A 22,064-nucleotide genomic window follows, 5' to 3' on the forward strand; every position below is an offset into this window, starting at 1 on the left:
GTCAACGAGGAAGCTTGACGACCGTGACGAAGAAGTCGTCGATCTGCCGCACGACCTCGATGAACCGGTCGAAGTCCACCGGCTTGGTCACGTAGGCGTTGGCGTGCAGGTTGTAGCTGCGGAGGATGTCCTCCTCGGCCTCCGACGTGGTCAGCACGACCACGGGGATGGACCGGAAGCGCTCGTCGGCCTTGACCTCGGCCAGCACCTCGCGGCCGTCCATGCGCGGCAGGTTCAGGTCGAGCAGGATCAGGCCCGGCCTGGGGGCGTTCGCGTGCTCGCCCTCGCGGCGCAGGAACTGGAGCGCCTCGACACCGTCGCGGACGATGTGCAGCGAGTTGCGGATCTTGTGGTGCTCGAAGGCTTCCTGCGTCATCAACGCGTCGCCGGGATCGTCCTCGACCAGCAGGACGTCGATCACGCTCAGTGAGTCACTCATGGGGGGTCTCGGATTCCTCGACGACGGGCAACGTGAACTTGAAGGTGGTGCCGGTGTCCTGGCTGGTGTCCAGCCAGATGGTGCCACCGTGGTACTCGATGATCTTGCGACACATGGCCAGGCCGATACCCGTACCCGGATATGCGTCCTTGTGGTGCAGCCGCTGGAAGATGACGAAGATCCGTTCGGCGTACTCCGTGTCGATCCCGATGCCGTTGTCGCGGCAGGTGAACGTCCAGAGGTCGTCCGTGCGCTCGACGGTGAGCGTCACGACCGGCGGTTCGTCGCCGCGGAACTTGAGGGCGTTGCCCACGAGGTTCTGGAAGACCCCGCCCAGCAGCGACGCCTCACCGCGCACAGTAGGCAGGTCCTCGGGGACGTCGATCACCGCCCCCGACTCCTGGATGGCGGGGGACAGCGTGCCGACCACCTGGTCCACCAGTTCCCCGACGTCGACCAGGGTGTGCTCGCGCGCCATGCGGCCGACCCGCGAGAACGCCAGCAGGTCGTTGATCAGCACCTGCATCCGCTTGGCGCCGTCGACGGCGAAGCCGATGTACTGGTCGGCGCGCTCGTCGAGCTGGCCGCCGTAGCGGCGCTCCAGCAACTGGCAGAAGCTCGCGACCTTGCGCAGCGGCTCCTGGAGGTCGTGCGAGGCCACGTAGGCGAACTGCTCCAGCTCGGCGTTGGACCGCTGCAACTCGGTGGACTGGGCGTCCAGCTGCTCGTGGGCCGTCCTGACCGAGTCCAGGTCCTGCACGATCCGGCGGCGCATCCCGTCGATGTCGTGGCCGAGCATCACGATCTCGCGCGGCCCGGTGACGTCGACCTCGCTCTGGAACTCACCGGAGGCCACGGTGCGGACCTGTTCGGCCAGGCCCGCCAGCGGCATGATCAGGATCCGGTACAGCACGACGGCCACGCCCGCGATGAGCACGACCATCAGCAGGCCGACGCCCATGGCGAGCCACAGGAGCGTGTCGGCCGCCCGGTCGAGCCGGGCCCGCGCGCCGTCGACCTCGACGGCCAGCCTGGACTCCAGGTCCTTGGCCGCGGTCCGGACACCGTCGAACAGCGTCTTGCCCTGCTCGGTGGACGCGGACTCCAGGCTGGGGCCCGTGGCGCGGATCTGGGCGACCACCGGCTCGGCGTAGGACGTGCGCCACGTCACCGCGAGCCCCTGGATCCGGTCCAGCTCGGCGGAGTACCGGGGGAACGCGTCACCGAGGCGGGAGCGGGCCGACCCGAAGGCGGCGCGCTCGTCCGCCTGCCCGGAGAGGTAGGGGGCCAGGAACTCGTCCCGGCCGCTCAGCGCGAAGCCGCGCACCCCGGTCTCCTGGTTGACGTACGCGGTCGACAGCTCCTGCACGTGCCGCCTGGCCGGGCCGATCTGCTCCAGCACGAGCACGCGCGCGTCGGTCAGCTGGGACAGCGACAGGGCGATGGCGCCCACGGCGCCGCCGGACACGAGGATCAGGATCGCCACGGCGGCGAACAGCAACCGCTTGGCTGGCCACCGGGTGGTGTGGTCCGGCGAGGTCATCAGGTCCTTTCCGAGAGCAGCAGGACGGCCATGTCGTCGTCGAGCTCGCCTCCGTTGAGGTCCTCGACGCGCGAGATGAGCGTGTCGAGGAGCCAGCGTTGCCGACGCGGCCAGTCCGGGTCGTTCCCGGCCATGCCCTCGATGATCGAGATCAGTCGTTCCGAGCCGAGCCGCTCGGTGTCGCCGACGACCCGTCCCTCGACGAGTCCGTCGGTGTAGAGCATCAGCGTCCAGTTCGGCGGCAGCGGCACGTCCAGGCCGCTCCACGTGCTGTCGGGGAGCACGCCCAGCGGCAGGCCCGCGCGGTCGCGCGGCAGCTCCACGACGCTGTCGCCGACGAGCAGCATCGGTTCCGGGTGGCCCGCGAGGTAGACGCGCGCCCAGCGGCGGTCCGGCGAGATCGTCACCATGCAGGCCGTGGTGAACAGGCCGGGCTGGTGGCGTTCGTGCACGAGGATCTGGTGCAGCGTGCGCAGCACCTTCCACGGCTCCTGCTCGGCCAGCACGAGCGCGCGCCACGCAATGCGCAGGCACACCCCCAGCGCGGCCTCGTCGGGCCCGTGGCCGCAGACGTCGCCGATGATGAGCTGGAGCGTGCCGTCGGGCATCCGGACCGCGTCGAAGAAGTCGCCGCCCAGCAGCATCCGGCTGCCGCCGGGCCGGTAGCGGGACTCCATCGCCAGGTCCTCGCCGTGCATGATCGGCGACGGCAGCAGGCCGCGCTCCAGGCGGGTCTTCTCGGCCGCGTGGAGCTGCTCGTCGCGCAGCTGCCGGGTGACCTCCTCGGCGCGCTTGCGCTCGACGGCGTAGCGGATGCCCCTGATCAGCATCTCACCGTCGACCTGGCCCTTGACCAGGTAGTCCTGGGCGCCCGCCGCGACCGCCCGCGTCCCCTGCTGCTCGTCGGTGAGGCCGGTGAGGACGATGATCGCCGCGGGGGCGGAGAGCACGAGCAGGCGGCGCAGGCCGTCCAACCCGGTCGTGTCGGGCAGGCCCAGGTCGAGCAGGACGCAGTCGGCCGACGGGAGCAGCTTCTCGGCTTCCTGGAGGCTGCGGGCGCGGGACAGTTCGACCGGTGCGTCGACGTCCTCCAGCAGGGCTTCGACGAGGACCGCGTCCCCCTCGTCGTCCTCGACGAGCAGCACGCGGACCGGCCGGGTCGCGATGGCGACCGGTTCCGCTTCGGTGAGGCTGGGCACGAGCGGGGAGAGTAGTCGACCGAGATCAGCGGGGCCGCGAAGGCGAGCGTTCACTACCCCCCGTGGCGCCCCGGCAAGCGCCTGACCAGGACCCGGCTGGAACCGCTTCCTGACCACCACCGAAGATCCTGGTGTGAACGAGTCCTCGGAGGCGCTGACCGTGCGCCGGATGGCCGCGCTGACCCGCACCCTGCCCAGGCGTGGCCGCGGGTTCTGGTTCGGGCTCGCCATCGACGTCCTGTGGCCGGTCGTGGTGCTGTTCATCCCCATGCGGATGACCGGTCACGAGCACGTGCCGAAGACCGGTGGCGTGCTGCTGGCGTTCAACCACATCTCGTTCGCCGACCCGGTCAGCTCGACGGTGTTCGCCCTGGTGTCCGGCCGGGTGCCCCGCTACCTGGCGAAGGCGAGCCTGTGGCGGCTGCCGCTGGTGGGGTCCATCATGCGGTCGGGCGGGCACGTGCCCGTCGACCGCGGCACGAACCGCGCGGGCGAGGCCCTCAGCGGCGCCCGGGGAGCGGTCGCCAGGGGCGAGTGCGTGGCCGTGTACCCCGAGGGCACGTTCACCAACGACCCCGACGGGTGGCCGATGGCGGGCAAGTCCGGCGTGGCGCGGGCGGCCCTGATCAGCCGCAAGCCGGTGGTCCCCGTCGCGCAGTGGGGCACCCAGCGCCTGCTGCCCAGGGGCTCCTTCCTGCCCCGGCCGCTGCCCCGCAAGCGGGTGGACGTCGTCGCCGGACCGGAGGTCGACCTGTCCGACCTCTACGACCTGCCGCTGTCCAAGGAGGTCCTGGACAAGGCGACCGCGCGCATCATGGCCGCGATCACCGACCTCCTGGCGGGCATCCGGGCCGCGTGAGCGGTCGAGCCCGACCTGGAGACCCCCCTGCACGGCCTCCGGCCGCTCCAGGTCGGGCCCGACCGGTGACCGGACCACCCGGCCGGCGCGCACCGGTCACCGCTACCCGTTGTAGTGCACGGTCGTGTCCGAACGCCGCCGCGCGGTGGATGCCTGACAACCGGTGGACAACTCGGCGGTCCCCGCAGTGGCCCGGCCGCCGCGCCGTGAGCGAGACGATCGGACATGTGCGGCGGACGACAGGACATTGTTCGTCTCCGAACCCGTGCCTAGCGTTGTCCTCGACGAGAACGACGACGACGGAGGAGCAGGTCATGCGCGCGGTGGTCCAGACCGAGTTCGGCGGTCCCGAGGTGCTGCGGCTGGTGGAGGCGGCCCGGCCGGTGCCCGGTCCCGGAGAGGTGCTGGTGCGGGTGCGGGCGAGCGGGGTCAACCCGGCTGACGCGATCGTCCGCCGAGGTGACTTCCCGTCGTTCGGCACGCCGCCGTTCACCGTCGGCTGGGACGTCTCGGGCGAGGTCGAGGAGGTCGGTCCCGACGCCGGGTACGCGGTCGGCGACGAGGTCTACGGGATGCCCGCGTTCCCCGCCGCCGCGAGCGCCTACGCCGAGCACGTCGCGGCGCGGGCCGACGAGCTGGCGCCCAAGCCCGCCCGGCTGGACCACGTGCACGCCGCGGCCCTCCCGATGGCCGCGCTCACCGCGTGGCAGGCGCTGTCGAGGGCGGGGCTCGCGGCGGGGCAGCGGGTGCTGGTGCACGGCGCGGCGGGCGGCGTCGGGCACCTCGTGGTGCAGATCGCGAAGGCGCTGGGGGCGCACGTGACCGCCCTCGCGGGCGCGTCCGGCCACGAGTTCGTCCGCGGCCTCGGCGCGGACGAGGTGGTCGACTACCGGGCCACCGACTTCACCACCGTCCTGAGCGGCCTGGACGTGGTGTTCGACTCGGTCCGCCAGTCCGACCGCTCCCTGACCGTGCTGCGGCCCGGCGGGGTCCTCGTCACCGTCAACGAGCAGCACGACCAGGCGCTCGCCGAGAGGGTCGTCGCGGCCGGGCGGCGGTTCGAGGGCCTGACGGTCGCCCCGGACCGAGCGGGCCTGGAGGCGATCACCGACCTGGTCGACCGGGGGCTGGTCCGGCCGCACGTGAGCCGCACGTTCCCGCTGGCCGACGTCGCGGCGGCGCACGAGCTGGTCGAGTCCGGGCACACCAGGGGCAAGATCGTCCTGGTGGTCTGACCGTGGACGTCCTGACCGAGGTGGTGGAGTCCGTGCGGACCGGGCGTCCGTCGTCGGTGCGGACCGACGCCCGCGCGCCGTGGGGCCTGCACATGCGGGGCACGGGCTTCCACGTGGTGCTGCACGGCTCCTGCTGGCTGGTCGACCTGGGCGGCGCCCCGCCCGTCCGGCTGGCCGAGGGCGACGTGGTGTTCCTGTCGGAGTCGAGCGACCACGTGCTCGCCGACGACCCGCGCACCCCCGGCGAGCACGTCGCCGAGGAGCGGTTCGACGGGCCCTCGCCGATCCGCTCGCTGCGGGTCGGCGCCGACGGGCCGCGGACGCGGCTGCTGTGCGGCACCTACCACCTCGACCGGGCCCGACCCCACCCGCTGGTCGGCCACCTGCCCACGGTCATCCACCTGCGGACCGGCGAGCACCCGCAGCTCACCGCCGCCGTCGCGCTGCTCGGCTCCGAGCTGGAGCACCCGCGCGGCGGCTCGGACGGGATCGTGACGGCACTGGTCGACTCGCTGCTCCTCTACATCCTGCGGGCGTGGCTGGAGGAGGGGCGGCCGGAGGGCGCGGCGGCGGGCTGGGCCGCCGCGCTGCGCGACCCGGCCGTCGCACCGGCCCTGGCGGCCATGCACGACGACCCGGCCGCGCCGTGGACCGTGCGGTCGCTGGCCGCCCTCTCCGGCCTGTCCCGCGCCCCGTTCGCCCGGCGGTTCACCGCGCTCACCGGCGAACCGCCGCTGACCTACCTGACCCGCTGGCGCATGACCGGGGCGGCCAGGCTGCTGCGCGAGACGGACGCGCCGCTCAGCGCCGTGGCGAGCAGGGCGGGGTACGGCTCGGAGTTCGCCTTCGCCAAGGCGTTCAAGCGCGAGTACGGCCTGGCGCCCGGCCGGTACCGGCGGCGGGCTACCGGGTAGCGGACTCGCAGAACGCCCACAGCGCCCGCCGGTCGGCCTCCGACTCCCGCCGCCACGGCAGGTAGTGGGTCGACCGCACCCGGCGGTCGTGCCAGAACTTCCCGTTCTCCCGGCCCGCCTCGACCGACGCGGCCAGCCAGACGATCGTGTCCGCGCCCTGCTCCGGGGAGCGCAGCAGCGGCTTCGTGAGCCGGTGGAACGTCGGCAGCGACGTGGTGACACCGGGCGTGTCCGCCCAGCCGGGGTGCATGCTGTGCACGACCACGCCGTCGCCCCCCAGCTCGTCCGCCCACAGCTCGGCGAGCACGACCTGCATCCGCTTGACCCTGGAGTAGGCCTTCGCGCCCGAGAACGCGCCCTCGCGGTACTCCGGGTCGTCCACCCGCAGCGGCTGGCTGTACATGCCGCCGGAGGACACGAAGACCACGCGGCCGTCCGGGGACGCCGTGAGCGCGGGGGAGAGCAGCCCGGTCAGCAGGTGCGGGCCCAGCACGGCCGTCGCCAGGGCCACCTCGTGGCCGTCGGCGGTCTCCTCGCGCCTGGGCGGCAGGACACCCGCGTTGTGGACCAGCACGTCGAGCCGCCCGGTGAAGGCCTCCCCGAACTTCCGCACGTCGGTCAGGTCGCTCAGGTCGCAGCGGTCGACGTGCAGCTCCGCGCCGGGCACGGCCGCCTGGATCTCCGCCTTCGCCCGCTCGCCCCTGGCCGCGTCGCGCACCACCAGGCGCACGACCGCGCCGAGCCGCGCCAGCCCCTCGGCCGCCGCCTTGCCCAGCCCCGAGTTCGCCCCGGTCACCAGCGCCACGCGGCCCGCGAGCGCGCCCTCCGGCGGGTCGGCGGGCCAGAAGTGCCTGCGGGCCTCGAACCCCAGCCGCGAGTACCCCGGACCGATCGTCCGGTCCATCACCCAGTCCACCGCACCCGTCACCGTCACGCGGTCGACGGTAGTGCGGCGTCGGGGCGGTCGCTGGACGGCACGGGGCCCGGTGTGGGCGGGGGCACGGTGTGGGCGGGGACGCCGCGTTGGCGGGGTTGGCGCGTCGGTGGGGTTGGCGCGTTGGTGGGGATGCCGCGTTGGCGGGGTTGGCGTTCGGCGTGCGGATCGTGGCGCGATGTGTGCGATCCCGGCTCGTTCGGCCGTCTGGTGCGTGGGGCCGTGAGCAGCTGCTCGAACGACCCCGCGCGTCCCGTGCGGGGGTGTCCACGCCCCGTGACGGTCGGGTGGCGGCGCTGGGAGGCCTTGGTCGGCTGGTCGAGTTTCCCGGCGGGTGGTGCTCGTCCGAGCGGCGGACGAGCACCGGTTCCGGCTCCGGTTCCGGCTCCGGTTTCGTGGTGGGACGGATCTTCGGCGCGGTCGAGGCGGGGGAGGCGCGCCAAGTTCTTCCGCGGGGTGGGGTGCGTCAGGCGATCGTGGCCAGGGGCGGTGGGTTGTTCAGCGCGCGACCGGTCATCACGTCGGTGGACGTGCTGGCCGCGAAACCCCCGACGTGACTGTCCACAGTGGATGTTTCGGCCGGTTGCGGGTGAGCGCGGTCGTCGAGCGACCGCTGCGGTGGCGTCGTCGCGTGGTTCCCCGGTTGGCCGGGGCGGCTTCCGGGGCCGGCAGTGCGGCCCGCCGGGTCGTCGGGGTGATCGGCGTGGTTGCCCGGTCGTTCCGCGACCTGCCGGGGTCGGTCGGCGCGACCTGCCGGAGTCGGTCAGTTCGGCGGGGAATCCCTGGTGAGCTTGGCCGTCTGCTCCTTGAGCACGTCGACCGTGCGGGAGACGAAGTCCGAGATGACCCGCTGCTCCTCGGGGGAGTAGCGGGTCATCATCGCGGCCATCGCGGCACCCAGGTCGGCGAACACCCCGCTGTGCCCTCCGCGACCGGACTCGGTGGGGGTGATCACCACCCGCCTGCGGTCGTCCGGGTCCACCTCGCGCCGCACCAGACCCGCGCGCTCCAGGCGGTCGACCATGCCGGTGACCGCGCCGGGGGTGAGGCCGATCTCCTTGGCCAGCGCCCCGGCGGACATCGGGCCGCCGCGCAGCAGCGTCAGCGCCCGCTGATCGCCCGCGCTCACCCCGAGCCGCTGACCGACGGCCTCGTGGAACATCACCACCGCCGTGCTCAGCTCACGTCCGGCCTCCGCGTCCCTGTCCATGAACCAGTACTTTACCCAGGTCGACATTTTACTATACTCAACTAAAACTTTGAGAGGGGTGAAAGGTCATGGCGAGCACCTGGGGTGAGGAGGTCCGGCGGTCGTCGGAAGTGCCGAGGTGGGTGTGGCACTGCTACCTCCGGCACTTCGCGCCGATCGTGGGCCTGTCGTTGGTGGCGTCCGTGCAACGACTGCTGGTGATCGGCTGGGACACACCGATCCCCGCGCTGTGGACACTTGCGCCGCTCCCGCTCCCGCTTCCGACCTCGCTCCCGCTCCCGACCTCACTGCCGCTCCCGACCTCGCTCTCGCTCCTGGCCTCGCTGCCGCTCCCGTCCCCGACTTCGCTCCCGTCCCCGACTTCGCTCCCGGTTGCGTTCCCGGTTGCGTTCCTGGCGCCGCTCCGGGTGCCGTGGGTTCTCGTGTTGAGGCCGATGGCGGGAGTCGTTACCCCGCTCCCGGCTCCGTGGGCGCTCGTGTCGGAAGGGGTGGTGGTGGTCGCGCGCGTGCTGCTCGTCGTCCTGGTGTGGCGGGTCGCCTTCCGCGGCCTGGAGTGGAGGTGGGGCAACGCTCGGCGGTTCGTCCGGACCCGGTGGCGGGCGCTCGTGCTCCAGGCCGGACTGCTCTCGGCGGCGTTCCTGGTGTTCGACGTCGCCGCCGAGGCGCTCGTCGGGCGGGACGGGTTGGCGCTGCTGCTGTTCGTCAAGAACCCCACCGTGATCGCGCTGACGGTCATCTGGTGGATCGGGGTGCTCCGACAACTCTTGGCCGGTGGCCACACACCCCCTGAAAGTGACCCCTTGGAGTGGAATGTCGCTCTGGACAACGGTTCCGGGCGCACCTGGCGTTAACTTCGGCTGCCATGGACGCACCTCTCGACGCCGAGCGCCACGCCCGGCCGACCACCGCGCGCAGCAGGGAACTGGGCTGGGAACTCCACCTGGCCCGCAAGCGCGCCAACCTGACGGCCACCGCGGTCGCCGAGGAACTGGGGTGGTCGCTGGGCAAGCTCTCCAAGCTGGAGAACGGGTGGCGCGGCGCCGACCCCTGGGACTACGGCACGCTGCTGGGGAGGCTGGGCGCTGACCGGCGGACCAGGGACCGGGTCCGGCGCATCGCCTCCGAACAGGACGTCGGGCTGTTCGCCCGGCCGTTGGAGGACCGGGTCCCGGATCGCCTGACGTGCGTGACGATCCACGAGCGGGCCGCGCTGACCATGCAGGGGTACGACCCGATGGTGGTCCCCGGTCTGCTCCAGACCGAGGCGTACGCCCGCGCGGTCGTGGCCACGTCCGGTGCCCTGTCGGACGCCGAACTGGACGCGGTCGTGCGGATCCGCGTGGAGCGCCAGGCGGTCCTCACGGGCGAGCGCTCGCCCGAGACGACGTGCTACATCCACGAGACCGCGCTGCGGTCGGTCGTCGGCGGCGACCGGGTCATGCACGACCAGATGATGCGGCTGGTGTTCATGTGCGGGTGGAAGCGCCTGCACCCGAGGGTCGTCCCGCTGGCGGCGGGCGGGCACTGGGCGCTCGGGCACTCCTACAACCTGATGACGTTCGGCCGGGGGCTGGCTCCCGTGGTCTACACCGAGAACGACGTGTCGGCCGTCTTCGCGGAGGAGGAGGGGGCCGTCGAGCGCTTCCGGCACAAGAGCGCGTGCCTCGACGAACTGGCGCTCGACGTCGAGCGGTCACGCCGGGTGTTCTCCCAGTGGGCCACCGTCTACGGACGGCGGGCACAGCGGGGAGCCGACTAGCTCGGCGGCAGCCCCGCCCGCCCCTTGCGGTCCTTCTCCCACCGCAGGTACACCCCGGTCGCGGCCGACACGCTGGTGAGCAGCCACACGGCGACACCCGCGTCGTCGGTCACCCCGATGATCGGCAGCAGCTCCGGGATCACGTCGATCGGGGAGACCAGGTACACCAGCGCGAAGCCCCAGAGGGCCATGCGGCCCTTCGGCAGACCCTGGTAGCCGTCCTTGCGCGCCGCCCTCAACAGCCGGGGCAGGGCTCGCGCGCGGTCGAACACGGTGCCGATCGGCTCCGGTTCGCCGCGCGCGACGCGCCTGCGGCGTGCTCGCGCGCGCCGGAGGAAGCCGAGCCCGATCGAGACCGCGCCGATCACGAGCAGCCCGAGCCCGAGTCCGAGCGGGGGCACGCCGAGGACGTCGGCGTCGCGGAACGCGAGCGTCGCCAAGCCCAGCAGGGCCAGCAGGGCGCCGAAGAAGACCATGCCGTCGACCTTATCGGTCGCCGGGCCACCTCCGCCGATCGTTGACGGCGATCACCACCAGGGCGACGGCGCACAGTCCGCACGCCGCCGCCGTGACGCTGCGCCAGAGAGCCGAGTCGCCCACGGCCAGCACACCGTTCCAGACGGCCAGCGCCAGGAACACCGCGGCCAGCAGCAGCAGGGCCACGGGCCACCTCGATCGCCCGCTGCTCGGCAGGCCGCCGCGTTGGCTCATGCCTGTTGAGCGCTTCCGCGCGCCGGTCCGTTACGTCAGGCCGGGACGCTCCACCCCAGGGGCCGCCCGGACTCCTCGTTGTACCCCACCCAGTGGTTCTCGTGGAACACCGGGGGCACGGCCGTTCGGTCGAACACGACGGCCCTCGCCCCCACCGCCTCGACCGTCGCCGCGGCCTGCCGGTCGAGCAGCGCGTCGATCCCGGGCCCGTCCAGGCCCTCGATCTCGTCCCAGAACGTCAGCACGCGGTTCACGTACAGCGCCACCAGGTGGTCGCGGGTGGACTCCAGGTCGCCCGCCGCGACCCCGACGACGGCGTCGGCCAGCAGCAGCGGCCACTCGTCCGTGCCGACCCGCAGCCCCCACGGCGCGGCCCCGAGGTCCCGCGCGGCCGGGAACAGGTCGCGCACGCCGGCCCAGTGGTCGCCCAGGTACCGCCCGACCTGGTGGGTCACGTGCGCCACCACGACCGGATCGGGGCGCACGGACGCGCTGTCGACGGCCGCGCGGGCGACCGGGTCGCGCCGCTCGGGCGGACGGACGCCGTCGGTGTGCCGCAGGACGTGGAACAGCGAGTCCAGCACCTGCTGGGGCAGCCGCAGGATCTTCGGGAACGGCGAGTTGTGCAGCTTGCGCCCCAGCGGGACCTCGACCACGCGCAGGCCCTCCCGCAGCGCGTTCGCCGTCAGCCACACGTCGATGCCGTACAGGTAGGAGCTGGCGGGCCGCGCCCACGTCCTGGCGCGCTCGACGAACGCGCGGTTGAACGCGAACTCGCCGCCGATGGGCTGCTGCACGTGCACGCCGTACACGGCGGCCAGCAGCGGGCTGGCGAGGTGGTTGGTGGTGTTGGCCTCGAACCGGTTGCGCCGGTACGCGGGCACGGCGATCGTCGGCTCCGGTCCGTCCACGGCGCACGCCAGCCGGTCGATCCACTCCGGTTCGGTCGACCGGACGTCGGCGTCGAGCAGCAGCACCCGGTCGGCGCCGTGCAGCGCGCCCTGGTCGAGGATCTCGAACACGTTGGTGCCCTTGCCGGTGCCGATCCCGCCGGACCGGACGACGACCTTCTCGACGGCCAGCTCGGTCGCCTCGAAGCGCTCGGCCGTGCCGTCCGTGCTGCCGTTGTCGGCCAGCACCACGACGTTGCGGCCGTCGGGGAACGCCGCCCGCAGGCCCGCGTCGGCGGCTCGGGCGACCGCGGCGACGGTGGCCGCCTCGTCGCGCGCGGGAATCCCCACGACGGTGACTGCCCCGGTCCTGTTCGTCCGCATCAACACCACAACTCCCCGCGGTCGTTCGCCTGTTCGGCGCCAAGTGTTCCCCGGAATGCTGAGGACCCCTCATTACCCCGGTTGGTCGTGCGGGTGAACAGTGTCCGCACCGGCGTGGTCCGGCGTCCCTCCGCCGTCCACCATCATCGTGGGCCGCGCGGCTCGGAGCCGCGCAGGGGGCGGCACGGTCCACATCGGCCGCAGCCCGGTCCGGACACACCGCTGCCCCGTGCCCCTGGACGAACCGGGGGCACGGGGCAGCGGGCGGGCGGTGGTGCTAGCGGGGTGGACGGGCGCTGCTGCGACCGCCTCCGCCGCCGGAGCGGACCAGCAGCCTCGGCTGCCCGCCGGACCGGGAGCGCGGGGCCTGCGTGCGCCTCGGCAGGAACGCCTCGGCCATCGCGGCCTCCAGCTCCCGCTCCTGCTCCTGGTCCTCCAGCTCCGGGTGGTACTCCGCCGCCGGGGCGGCGTACTGCGGGTACTGGGGCTCCGGCTGCGGCTCGTACCGCGGCGGGGGCTCGCGCCTCGGCGGCTCCTGCACGACGGGCTGCGGCGCGGGCCTCGGCACCTCCTGGCGCGGCTGCTCGGCCACCGGCTGGGGCTGCTCGCGCCGCTGGAGGTGCTGCGTGAGCGTCTCCTGGCGGTCGGGCCGGGTGACGGTGTTCTGCTGGAAGAGCTGGGGCGACAGGCGGATCAGGGCGCCGGGGGAGTCGAGCGCGACCATCGCGACGAGCTTGCCGTCCTTGATGAAGCCGGTGATCGTGCGGTGGTCGCCGGTCGGCTGCGACAACGTCGTCGTGTCCGTCGCCAGCGACGCCAGACCCGCGCCCTGGATGCGCATGCCGTACTGCTCGGTCCAGAAGCGCGGCACCGGCGTGTACGGGCGGGAGCTCTCCCGGCCCACCAGCAGGTTCTCCGCGGCCGCCCGGCCCATCTCCACCGCGTTCAGCCAGTGCTCGACGCGGCGCTGCACGCCGCCGAAGCGCAGGTTCGGCCAGCGGGCGACGTCACCGCAGGCCACCACGTCCGTGCCGCCGACCACGTGGCAGCTCGTCTCGCACATGACGCCGTCCTCCAGCACCAGGCCGGAACCGCGCAGCCACGAGATCGAGGGCACCGAGCCGACCGCGAGCACCACGACGGCGGCGAAGAGCACCTGGCCGTCGGACAGGTGGATCGCGATGCCGTTGGCCTGGCGCATCCAGTGCAGGATCTTCACGCCCATCGCCAGGCGCGTGCCCTTGGCGCGGTGCGTGTCGGTGATGTAGTCGCCGATCACCTTGCCGGTCGCGCCGCCCAGCAGCGTGTCGCTCCGGTTGATGATGGCCACGTCGCGGCCCATGCCGCGCACGGAGGCCGCGATCTCGCAGCCGATCAGGCCGCCGCCGATGACGACGACGAGGCCCTGGGTCGAGGCGATGGAGTTGCGGATCGCGATGGCGTCGTCGACGGTCCGCAGCACGTGGACGCGCTCGTCCTGGCGCGGGGCGCCGGGCATGTGCCGCGACTCCACGCCGGTCGCGATGATCAGGCCGTCGTAGCGGACCTCCTCGCCGCCGGGGAGGCCGACGACGCGCCTGCTGGTGTCCAGGGACTCGGCGGGCACGCCCAGCCGCCAGGTCGCGTCCATCTCGTCGCTGATCTTGAAGCCCAGCTCGCGCGGGTTCAGCTCGCCGGTGATGACCTCCTTCGACAGTGCGGGTCTGTGGTACGGCTTGTGCCGCTCCGCCGACAGGATCATCAGCTCGCCGTTGAAACCCAGCTCCCGCAGGCGTTCTCCGGCCCGGAGCCCAGCTAGGCCACCGCCGACGATGACCACCCGTTCTTCCGCCTTCACCGCACACGCTCCCGCAGTTCGATCGCCCGCATGGGGCAGGACCTGGCCGCCGTGCGGACCTTCGCGTACAGCTCGGGCGAAGGCCTGCGCTCGTAGGTCAGCCTGTTGTCCTCGATGAGTTGGAACACTTCCGGCGCCTCGGCCTGGCACACGCCGTACCTGTGGCACCGGTGGTTGTCGACGCTGACATCCATGGCGTTTCCGCCGCCCGTCGGCTCGGGTTCGAAGCCGGGCTCGGGCTCCATCATCCCCAGTCGCATCAGGACATCGGGCGGCAGGAAGCGCGCGATGGCGATCGTAGCGGTCGGGATGAGGATCGTCAGTCCCGCGAGCCACAGGATCGCCAGGTTGCCGTTGGCGATGGCCCCGAACCACGAGTGGACGACGGTGAGGGTGACGGCCACGTAGGCCATCTGGTGGAACCGCAACCACTTGCGGTACAGGGCCTTCTTCCTCAACCCCACCGTGAAGGCGATGGCCATCATCAGTTCGAGCCCGACGATGCCGAGCGCGTGCCGCACCAGGCCGCCGTTGGCGAACGGGACGAGGACCTTGAGCAGTCCGAAGTCGACGGTCTTCAACAGCGTGAAGCAGATCGCGTGGAGGCTGCCGAACGCCAGCGCCAGGGTCGCGAGCACCATGTGGGTGTTGCGGAGCCCCTGGGTGCCGGTGATCTTGTGCGCCCAGCCGGTGGCGATGAGCACGCCCCAGGCGAGGGTCGCGCACATGGTCGCGTAGGCAAGACGTGCCGAGAGCTGAGCAACGCTCTTCACCCCGGCGTCTTGGTCGGCGCTTGCCTGAGCGAGCAGGAGCGGGACCTGGTTGAACACGGAAAACCTCCGAGAACGGCGAGGAGGAGAAGACCTCGGGTGGTGCTGGTTGATCGTGGTGGGGGGACCCGCCCGGCCTGGCGTGCAGGAGTGTTCACGCCAGGACGGACGGGCGGGTGGAAACAGTTCCGCGATGGAAGTCGTTGGTGCTTCTAGTACCACCTCCTCCTCGGTAGAGGGAGAGCCGGGGTCGTGACCCCGACGACGTGGACCGGTCAGTCCGCCGGGTGCTCGGGCTTCACCAGGCGCAGCAGCGTGACCGTGACGATCACTCCGACCAGGACGATCAACCCGATCATCAGCAGGTCGGGGCCGCCGCCGGAGGACAGGCCGCCCAGCAGCCCCGTCCGCGCCGACGCCAGAGCCGGATCCCCCGCCATGCCGGGCATCCCGCCCGCCGGGACGGGGTCGGACATCCCGGCCTGGGTCACCAGACCGGTGCTCTCCAACATCGTCATGTGCTTGGCGACGATGTCGTTGGTGGCCTGGGCGAAGTCGCGGATCGCCTGGTTGCGGGTGCCCATCCGGACCTCGGCCACCTCGGCGAAGCCCTGGCCGTGCGCGGCCCGCAGCCGGTTCGCGAACGCGGTGTCGAAGGCCTTGCCGTTCAGGCCGCGCAGCTCGTCGATCCAGCCCTGCTGGGTCGGGTTGACCGTCGCGGGCAGCGCGACGCCCATCTGCCCGGCCAGTGCGGCCAGGCGCTCGTCGAGCTTGCGGTGGTCGGCCGCCAGCTGGAGCCCGACCTCGCGGACCCGCTGGTTCTGCGAACGGGTCTGGGCTTCCTCGCCCACCGGACCCTCCCACAGACTGGCCTGCTTCACCTTGATGAGCAAGTCCTTGTCCGCCGCGGTGATCGTGCCGAGCGGGGTGCGCTGGTCCGGTTCGCCCTGCGCGGTCGCGGAGCCGGTCGTGCCGACCGCGAACGCGAACAGCAGCGCGCCGAGGACGCCGAGGAAGCGGGTGACCGTCACGGGTTCGCGCTCCTCAGTTCTCGGTGCCGGGGCCGGAGGCGGGCGCGCTGGAGGGCGGTGTGCCGGTGCCCGCCGTGCCCGCGGCCTTCGCACCGGTGGGCGTGACGGCCCACCAGGTGCCGCCCTTGCCCTGGCCGCTGGTGCGGCCGGGCGCGCGGTCGCCGGTGTAGGTGTAGAGCGGCGAGCCCGCGAACGTCACCTGGAGCTTGCCGTCGGCGCGGGCGACCTGGCCCACCAGGGCCGCGTCCAGCTCCGACACCATCGTGCGGTTGGTCGCGAGCACGGGCGGCCACGTCTTCGCGCACTCGCCCTCGCAGTTCGACTTCGACGGCTTCGTCGTGTCCTTGTCGAACCGGTAGACCGCGAAGCCGTGGGCGTTGACGACCACGGTGCCCAGCTGCGCGGACGCGAAGGCCGACAGCATCCGGTTCGCCGAGTCGTTGGTGGGCTCGACGGCGGGGACGTCCGCGGCGGGCGTCTCGGCGTCCGGGGGAGCGGCGGTCGGGGGAGCCGCCGCGATGTTGCCGGTGCCGGTGCCGTTGCCCGCCTGCGCGTAGCCCGCCTCGACGGCGGCCTGGGTGGGAGGGGCCGCTGTGACCGCGCCACAGGCCGAGGTCGCTACGAGGGCTGCTGCGGCGGCGGGGATGAGGACCAGAACCCGCCCTGTGCGTTTGCTCAGCATCACGTAGAACCTTTCTCTCCTGTCAGGATCCGCCATTCGGAGCAGTGGCGACATGTGTCACCCCAACCCGAAGGAGCGGATACAGAGGAGTACGGTCCGCCTCGGATGAAGGTTCACAAACGATTAGAAAACTTTTCTTCCGTCAAAACTCTCGACTAGAAGGCGAACTCAAGCCAAGATGCGTGACGTGGCGCGGCACAGACGTACGCAAACTGAGCGCGATCAGATGTGGCAACCGGACGGAAGTCTGGAAGACGAACTGATCCGGCGGCTCTACCAAGAATTCGGCAGTCCCCTGCTGGGACACGCCATGCGGTTGACCGGTCACGACCGGCAATGGGCAGAGGACATCGTTCAGGAAACCCTCGTGCGGGCCTGGCGCAACGCGGAGAAGCTCGAACGCGACCCCGTGCTGCTCCGATCGTGGCTGTTCACGGTGGCGCGACGGCTGGTCATCGACGACCGGCGGAAGCGCAGCGTGCGACCCCAGGAGTCCCAGTTGACGCCCTCGGACGAAGCACCGGTGCGCGACGAGGCGGACCGCACGCTGTCCGCGATCGTGGTCGCCGAGGCGATGAGCGGACTGACCGAGGAGCACCGGGAGGCTATCCTCGAGACGTACCTGCGCGACCGGACCGTCGGCGAGGCCGCCGAGGTGCTCGGCGTGCCCGCGGGTACGGTGAAGTCCAGGGTTTACTACGCACTTCGCGCCCTTCGGCGGGCACTGCAGGATCGGGGCTGACCAGGTGACAGCGCTGCCGGACCACATCGACGTGGCGGCGTATGTCCTCGGTGTCCTCGACGAGGACGAGGTAGACGCCTTCGAGAACCACCTCGCCCAGTGTCGGAAGTGCGCGCTGGACCTGAAGGACTTCGCTGTGCTGCCGGACCTCTTGGACGAGGCTGACCAGGCAGGACTCCTTCGGGGGACCGCGGGTGAACGCCCGGACGGTCGCTCGGTTCGCGCGATGTTGGACTCGGTGTCGATCGACCGCGGTCGCAAGCGGCGCAACTACGCGCTCGCCGCGGCCGCCGTGGCCGTGCTGCTGATGGGTGGCACCGCCGCCGCCACCGTCAAGCTCACCTCGGGAACCGCCTCCACGGTGGCCCAGACCAGCCCGAACACCGGTAGCGCGCCGAAGCAGTCGAACGTGGCGAACAACGAGACCGACGTGTTCCAGGAGCTCAGCCGCTCCGACCCCAAGACCGGGCTGACCGCGAAGATCCACGCGCGTCCCGAGGCGTGGGGCACGTCCATCGAGTTCGAGGTCGCGGGCGCCAAGGGCCCCGGCCGGTGCGACCTGGTGGCCCTCACGCGCGACGGCGGGACGATGCCCGTCACGTCGTGGCTGGTGGGAGCCCCCGCGCTCAACGGCGACAAGCCCGCCGTCGAGCTCAACGCGGGGGTCGGCATGCGCTGGAACGAGATCAGCGCCTTCGTCGTCCGCGACGCCGGTGGAGCGACGCTGCTCCACATCCCCACCTAGGACTGCGGCTTCCCGCAGTTCAGAGGTTCCGCAGACCGACCAGCACCCGCTCCATCAGCGCCGTCGACGGCCGGTTGTCCTGCACCTGGTCGTTGTGGTGGACGGTGATCAGGCTCAGGTCGGACATGTCGGCCAGCAGGACCCGGACGACCCCCAGCGGCAGCCTCAGACGGGCTGAGACCTCCGCGACGGAGTGCGGGTCGCGGCACAGCGTGGAGATGCTCCTGTGCTCGGCGGTGCCGGTCAGGGGGTCGGGGGAGACCTGCTCGTTCGTGGTCACGATGGTCTCGATGTCCAGCGTGATGGCCGAGCGGGTACGACCACCCGTGAGGGCGTAGGGACGGACCCGGAAGTCGTTCATCAGTAGCTCCGCAGCGGTCGACGGGTGTCGGCGGCCTCCAGGATCGCTGAGGCCATAGCACTGTAACGACTCAGCAACGAGCTGTCTCGGGGTTCTTGGTCCTCGGACCGCTCCAGATGGCGGAACTACGGATCGTGAGCGGTCCCGCGGGCCCCGGAGTGGGCATTTAAAGTGCCGTTAAGGATCAAGCAAGTTTTATTTATTGCTACTTCGGAGTTCAATTCACCGATGGTGATCGGGATGCCGGGTGGAATTAGCACCGCACCCCTCCTTCGTACCACTTCGATTCCCGACTTCGCACGACCTCGGCCTTTTACGATGCAGAGCCGTGTCCTGGTGCTTGGACCACTGTCGATCTTGAGTTGACATTTGTCATCCGGGTTCGGTGACGCGCGTGCACTACTGCCCGCGGAGGCGTCCGGCCAGGCTCTGCGCATGACACCGGTGCTGGAGGTTCAGGGGGCGCGCCACCGCTACGGCGGGACGGTCGCGCTGGACGGGGTGGACCTGGCGGTCGACGCGGGGGAGTGCGTCGCGCTGCTCGGGCCCAACGGGGCGGGGAAGACCACGCTGGTCAACCTGGTGATCGGGCTGCTGGCCCGCCAGGGCGGGACCGTGTCCCTGGCCGGGGGCGACCCGAGGGTGGCGGCCACCCGGCGCTCGCTCGGGGTGGTGCAGCAGTCGCTGGGGTTCCCGACGACGGCGAAGGTGCGGGAACTGGTCGTGGGAGCGGCGGTCAGGGCCGGGGTGCCCCGGTCCGCCGCGGGGCCGGTCCTGGCCGAACTGGGGCTCGTGGAGCTGGCCGGGCGGCGGGCCGTGAAGCTGTCCGGCGGTCAGCGGCAGCGGTTGCAGCTCGCGATGGCGCTCGTCGGGGCGCCCGCGCTGCTGGTGATGGACGAGCCGACGGTGGGGCTCGACGTGGCCGCGCGGCGGGCGTTCTGGGCGACCGTCGCCGACCGGAGGGCCCGTGGCGTGGGCGTGCTCGTGACCACCCACCTGATCGAGGAGTCCGCCGCGGTGGCCGACCGGGTCGTCGTGGTGGACCGGGGCCGGGTCGTGGCGTCGGGGACGCCGGACGAACTGATCGGTCTGCTGCCCGACCGGACCGTCATCGCCACCACGGCGTTGGACGACGCCCGGCTGCTGGCGCTGCCGGGGGTGCTGTCGATGAGCCGCGAGGGCGACCGGGTGCGGTTGCGGACCCGTGCGCCCGAGGACGCCCTCCGCGTGCTGCTCGCCGAGGACCCGGCGCTGGCCGACCTCCGGGTCGAGCACGCCGGCCTGGAGGAGGCCGTGCTGAGCCTCGCGTCCGCCGCGTGAAGACCGACCGGTCCGTCCCCGACCCCCGTTCTCCCAGGAGCCGCGCCATGACCACCACCACCGTCCCGTCCCCGCCCGTGCCCGTCGGGGGACCCCGTCGCGTGTCCCTGCCCCGCGTCTTCGCCGTGGAGCTCGCGGACGACCTGAGGGGTGTCGTCCGCGAGCCCGCGGCGCTGTTCTTCTCGATCGTCATGCCGGTCGGGTTCTTCGTGCTCTTCGTGTCCGTGTTCGGCAGGCAGAACGGCGGCATGCTCGCGACGTTCGGCACCTTCGGCGTGCTGGCGGTGACGCTGATGAACCCCGGCATGGGCGTGGCCAAGGACCGGGAGCGCGGCTGGCTGCGGGCCAAGCAGGTCTCCGCGGTGCCGCTGGGGGTGACGCTCGCGGCCAAGGTCGTGGCGTCCTTCCCGTACGCGGTCGGCGTGCTGGTCGCCATGGCCGGTGCCGCCGCGGCCACCGGATCGCTGGTGGTGACGCCCTGGCAGCTCGTCCGGCTGTGCGTGGTGCTCGTGCTGGGGGCGTTCCCGTTCGCCCTGCTCGGGCTCGCGATCGGGTTCCAGGCGAGCACCAACGCCGCCGCGGCGATCCTCAACGCGATCCTGATGCCGTCGGCCGTCGTCTCCGGGCTGTGGATGCCCCTGGAGTTCCTGCCCGCGTTCCTCGGCCACGTGGCCCCGTTCCTGCCGCCGTACCACCTGGCCCGGCTCGCGCTGGCCCAGATCGGCCCCGGCGAGGTGCTCCCGCACGCCCTCGTGCTGCTCGGCACGACGGCCGTCACCGGCGCGCTGGCCGCGCTGTCCTATCGTTTCGCTCGACCATGACGACTTCACGACTGCGCGTGTGGACCTGGGTGCACCTGGTCTACCTCGTGCTGCCCGCGTTCCAGCCCGCGTTCGACCCGGACGCGGGCGTGGGCGACTGGGTGCTGGTGGGCGTCATCATCGGCGGCTTCCTGCCGATGTACGCGATGTCGCTGCTGCGCCCGTGGCAGGCCCGCTGGTGGCTGACGGTGCCCGCGACCGCGCTCGGTGCGGCCACGATCCTGTTCAACGCGGGCGCGGCGATCCTGTTCGTCTACGCGGCGGCGTGCGCGGGGCTGACGGAGACGCGGCGGACGGCGCTGCGGTGGATGGGCTTCCTCACCGCGCTGACGCTGTTCTCCGCCACGATCTCCCCGGTGCCGATGCCGTACCTGCTGTGGAACGTCATCCCGCCGGTGATCTTCATCTGGGTGATCGGGCTGGTGCAGATCGCCGAGGCGGCCCGGTCGCGGGACCACACCGAGCTGCGCATGGCCAACGCCCGCATCGAGCACCTGGCCACGGTCTCCGAGCGCGAGCGGATCGCGCGGGACCTGCACGACCTGCTCGGGCACTCGCTGACCGCCGTGGTGATGCGCGCCCAGCTGGTGAAGGAACTGGTGGACCTCGACCCGGTCAGGGCCCGCGCGGAGGTGCTGGAGATCGAGCGCACCGCCCGCGACGCCCTGGCCGAGGTGCGGGCCACCGTGAGCGGCTGGCGGCAGGCCAGCCTGGAGGCCGAGTTGGACGCCGCACGAGGGGCGCTCGCGAGCGCCGGGGTCGAGCTGCGCGTGACGCGCGACCCGGACCTGGAGCTGGTGGGCTCCACCGAGCACCAGCTGGCGCTGGCCGTGCGGGAGGCGATCACCAACGTCGCCCGGCACGCGGGCGCCCGCGAGTGCCACGTCGGCATCCACGCCGTCGACGGCGAGCTGCGGGTCGTGGTGGCCGACGACGGCGTGGGCGGTCAGGACGTCGACGGCAACGGGCTGTCGGGGATGCGGGAGCGGATCGCCGCGCTGGGCGGCCGGGTGCACCGCACCGGCACCGAGGGCACGACCGTGACGATCGCCGTGCCGCTGCGGGTGGCCACGTGATCCGGGTCGTGCTCGCCGAGGACCAGGGCATGGTCCTCGGGGCGTTCGCCGCGCTGCTGGACCTCCAGCCGGACGTCGAGGTCGTCGCCGGGGTCTCCGACGGGGACGCGGCGCTCGCGGCCGTCGCGGAGCACCGGCCCGACGTGCTGCTGACCGACATCGAGATGCCCGGCCGGTCCGGGTTGGACGTGGCGGCCGAGCTGCACCGCAGGGGGGACCCGACGCGGGTGCTGATCGTGACCACGTTCGCCCGCGGCGGGTACCTCCGGCGGGCGCTGGAGGCGGGCGTGCTCGGGTACGTGCTGAAGGACGCGCCGATCGCCGAGCTCGCCGCCGCGCTGCGCAGGGTGCACGCGGGGGAGCGGGTGGTGTCGCCGGAACTGGCCGTGGCGGCGTGGGACTCGGCGGACCCGCTGACCGACCGCGAGCGCGAGCTGCTGCGCGAGGTCGTGGACGGCGCGTCCAACGCGGAGATCGCGCGCCGCCTGCACCTCGCCGAGGGAACCGTGCGCAACTACCTGTCCACGGCGATGGCGAAGCTCAACGCGCGCAACAGGTCCGAGGCCGCCTCGATCGCCCGCGAACGGGGCTGGCTCTGACGG

At 72.2% G+C, this 22,064-nt stretch carries 25 protein-coding genes; 12 read left to right on the forward strand and 13 right to left on the reverse strand.

Features of this window, described 5'->3' with window-relative positions:
* Nucleotide 1: 1 nt before the first annotated feature.
* Genes AC156L_RS35530 through AC156L_RS35540 form a run of 3 tightly spaced genes read right to left on the reverse strand, consistent with a single transcriptional unit; the run spans nt 2 to nt 3,181 of the window.
* Nucleotides 2-439 (reverse strand): response regulator, encoded by a 438-nt coding sequence (locus AC156L_RS35530; RefSeq protein WP_330878596.1) that lies wholly within the window; start codon nt 437-439, stop codon nt 2-4.
* On the reverse strand, nt 432-1,982 hold the full coding sequence (locus AC156L_RS35535; RefSeq protein ID WP_330878595.1) for a sensor histidine kinase: 1,551 nt from the start codon (nt 1,980-1,982) through the stop codon (nt 432-434). The genes AC156L_RS35530 and AC156L_RS35535 overlap by 8 nt, the downstream gene beginning before the upstream one ends.
* On the reverse strand, nt 1,982-3,181 hold the full coding sequence (locus AC156L_RS35540) for a PP2C family protein-serine/threonine phosphatase (RefSeq protein ID WP_330878594.1): 1,200 nt from the start codon (nt 3,179-3,181) through the stop codon (nt 1,982-1,984). The genes AC156L_RS35535 and AC156L_RS35540 overlap by 1 nt, the downstream gene beginning before the upstream one ends.
* 169 nt (nt 3,182-3,350) lie before the next feature.
* Here AC156L_RS35540 and AC156L_RS35545 point away from each other — a divergent pair, with 169 nt between their 5' ends.
* The 3 genes from AC156L_RS35545 (at nt 3,351) to AC156L_RS35555 (ending at nt 6,189) form a co-directional block, all read left to right on the forward strand.
* Nucleotides 3,351-4,040, forward strand: a complete 690-nt coding sequence (locus AC156L_RS35545) for a lysophospholipid acyltransferase family protein (RefSeq protein WP_330878668.1) — start codon at nt 3,351-3,353, stop codon at nt 4,038-4,040.
* Between the two features lie 314 nt (nt 4,041-4,354).
* Nucleotides 4,355-5,275, forward strand: a complete 921-nt coding sequence (locus AC156L_RS35550) for an NADP-dependent oxidoreductase (RefSeq protein ID WP_330878593.1) — start codon at nt 4,355-4,357, stop codon at nt 5,273-5,275.
* A 2-nt stretch (nt 5,276-5,277) separates the two neighbouring features.
* The gene (locus tag AC156L_RS35555; protein ID WP_330878592.1) at nt 5,278-6,189 is read left to right on the forward strand and encodes an AraC family transcriptional regulator; all 912 of its coding nucleotides are present in this window, start codon (nt 5,278-5,280) and stop codon (nt 6,187-6,189) included.
* Here the strand turns inward: AC156L_RS35555 and AC156L_RS35560 are convergent.
* Entirely contained in the window at nt 6,179-7,093 is a 915-nt protein-coding gene (locus tag AC156L_RS35560; RefSeq protein ID WP_414720014.1) for an SDR family NAD(P)-dependent oxidoreductase, read from the reverse strand. The genes AC156L_RS35555 and AC156L_RS35560 overlap by 11 nt on opposite strands.
* 293 nt (nt 7,094-7,386) lie before the next feature.
* Here AC156L_RS35560 and AC156L_RS35565 point away from each other — a divergent pair, with 293 nt between their 5' ends.
* Nucleotides 7,387-7,680, forward strand: coding sequence for a hypothetical protein (locus tag AC156L_RS35565; RefSeq protein WP_330878590.1), 294 nt, complete (start codon nt 7,387-7,389; stop codon nt 7,678-7,680).
* Nucleotides 7,681-7,886: 206 nt separating this feature from the next.
* On the opposite strand, the gene AC156L_RS35570 is transcribed toward AC156L_RS35565, so the two are convergent.
* Nucleotides 7,887-8,360 carry a MarR family transcriptional regulator gene (locus tag AC156L_RS35570; protein ID WP_330878589.1) on the reverse strand — a complete coding sequence of 158 codons (474 nt, stop codon included), beginning with the start codon at nt 8,358-8,360 and terminating at the stop codon, nt 7,887-7,889.
* 407 nt (nt 8,361-8,767) lie between these two features.
* On the opposite strand from AC156L_RS35570, the gene AC156L_RS35575 reads away from it, so the two are divergent.
* Entirely contained in the window at nt 8,768-9,184 is a 417-nt protein-coding gene (locus tag AC156L_RS35575; protein WP_484407655.1) for a hypothetical protein, read from the forward strand.
* Nucleotides 9,185-9,195: 11 nt separating this feature from the next.
* The gene (locus AC156L_RS35580) at nt 9,196-10,092 is read left to right on the forward strand and encodes a helix-turn-helix domain-containing protein (RefSeq protein WP_330878587.1); all 897 of its coding nucleotides are present in this window, start codon (nt 9,196-9,198) and stop codon (nt 10,090-10,092) included.
* Here AC156L_RS35580 and AC156L_RS35585 read toward each other — a convergent pair.
* The 7 genes from AC156L_RS35585 to AC156L_RS35615 form a co-directional block, all read right to left on the reverse strand.
* Nucleotides 10,089-10,568: a YkvA family protein gene (locus AC156L_RS35585; RefSeq protein ID WP_330878586.1), complete on the reverse strand. Its 480-nt coding sequence runs from the start codon at nt 10,566-10,568 to the stop codon at nt 10,089-10,091. The genes AC156L_RS35580 and AC156L_RS35585 overlap by 4 nt on opposite strands.
* A gap of 10 nt (nt 10,569-10,578) precedes the next feature.
* Complete coding sequence (locus AC156L_RS35590; RefSeq protein ID WP_330878585.1) at nt 10,579-10,755, reverse strand: hypothetical protein; 177 nt, start codon at nt 10,753-10,755, stop codon at nt 10,579-10,581.
* An 83-nt stretch (nt 10,756-10,838) separates the two neighbouring features.
* Nucleotides 10,839-12,077 carry a glycosyltransferase gene (locus AC156L_RS35595; protein WP_330878584.1) on the reverse strand — a complete coding sequence of 413 codons (1,239 nt, stop codon included), beginning with the start codon at nt 12,075-12,077 and terminating at the stop codon, nt 10,839-10,841.
* Between the two features lie 277 nt (nt 12,078-12,354).
* Entirely contained in the window at nt 12,355-13,914 is a 1,560-nt protein-coding gene (locus AC156L_RS35600; RefSeq protein WP_330878583.1) for an FAD-dependent oxidoreductase, read from the reverse strand.
* The gene (locus AC156L_RS35605; protein ID WP_330878582.1) at nt 13,911-14,687 is read right to left on the reverse strand and encodes a ferredoxin; all 777 of its coding nucleotides are present in this window, start codon (nt 14,685-14,687) and stop codon (nt 13,911-13,913) included. The genes AC156L_RS35600 and AC156L_RS35605 overlap by 4 nt, the downstream gene beginning before the upstream one ends.
* A gap of 272 nt (nt 14,688-14,959) precedes the next feature.
* The gene (locus AC156L_RS35610; RefSeq protein ID WP_330878580.1) at nt 14,960-15,715 is read right to left on the reverse strand and encodes a DUF4142 domain-containing protein; all 756 of its coding nucleotides are present in this window, start codon (nt 15,713-15,715) and stop codon (nt 14,960-14,962) included.
* Between the two features lie 13 nt (nt 15,716-15,728).
* Nucleotides 15,729-16,397, reverse strand: a complete 669-nt coding sequence (locus tag AC156L_RS35615) for a COG4315 family predicted lipoprotein (RefSeq protein ID WP_330878579.1) — start codon at nt 16,395-16,397, stop codon at nt 15,729-15,731.
* A 178-nt stretch (nt 16,398-16,575) separates the two neighbouring features.
* Between AC156L_RS35615 and AC156L_RS35620 the strand changes: the two genes are divergently transcribed.
* On the forward strand, nt 16,576-17,139 hold the full coding sequence (locus tag AC156L_RS35620; RefSeq protein WP_106191637.1) for a sigma-70 family RNA polymerase sigma factor: 564 nt from the start codon (nt 16,576-16,578) through the stop codon (nt 17,137-17,139).
* 4 nt (nt 17,140-17,143) lie between these two features.
* Nucleotides 17,144-17,884: an anti-sigma factor family protein gene (locus tag AC156L_RS35625; protein WP_330878578.1), complete on the forward strand. Its 741-nt coding sequence runs from the start codon at nt 17,144-17,146 to the stop codon at nt 17,882-17,884.
* A gap of 19 nt (nt 17,885-17,903) precedes the next feature.
* On the opposite strand, the gene AC156L_RS35630 is transcribed toward AC156L_RS35625, so the two are convergent.
* Nucleotides 17,904-18,245 carry a DUF742 domain-containing protein gene (locus AC156L_RS35630; protein ID WP_330878577.1) on the reverse strand — a complete coding sequence of 114 codons (342 nt, stop codon included), beginning with the start codon at nt 18,243-18,245 and terminating at the stop codon, nt 17,904-17,906.
* 435 nt (nt 18,246-18,680) lie between these two features.
* Between AC156L_RS35630 and AC156L_RS35635 the strand changes: the two genes are divergently transcribed.
* From AC156L_RS35635 to AC156L_RS35650, 4 genes are read left to right on the forward strand one after another with little or no spacing between them, the layout of a single operon-like run.
* Entirely contained in the window at nt 18,681-19,565 is an 885-nt protein-coding gene (locus AC156L_RS35635; RefSeq protein ID WP_330878576.1) for an ABC transporter ATP-binding protein, read from the forward strand.
* A 47-nt stretch (nt 19,566-19,612) separates the two neighbouring features.
* Nucleotides 19,613-20,386 carry an ABC transporter permease gene (locus AC156L_RS35640; protein ID WP_330878575.1) on the forward strand — a complete coding sequence of 258 codons (774 nt, stop codon included), beginning with the start codon at nt 19,613-19,615 and terminating at the stop codon, nt 20,384-20,386.
* A complete protein-coding gene (locus tag AC156L_RS35645; protein ID WP_330878574.1) occupies nt 20,383-21,462 on the forward strand; it encodes a sensor histidine kinase in 1,080 nt (359 codons plus the stop codon). Before AC156L_RS35640 ends, AC156L_RS35645 begins: the two co-directional genes overlap by 4 nt.
* Complete coding sequence (locus AC156L_RS35650) at nt 21,459-22,061, forward strand: response regulator transcription factor (RefSeq protein ID WP_330878573.1); 603 nt, start codon at nt 21,459-21,461, stop codon at nt 22,059-22,061. The genes AC156L_RS35645 and AC156L_RS35650 overlap by 4 nt, the downstream gene beginning before the upstream one ends.
* Nucleotides 22,062-22,064 lie beyond the last annotated feature (3 nt).

Source organism: Umezawaea sp. (assembly GCF_057122925.1).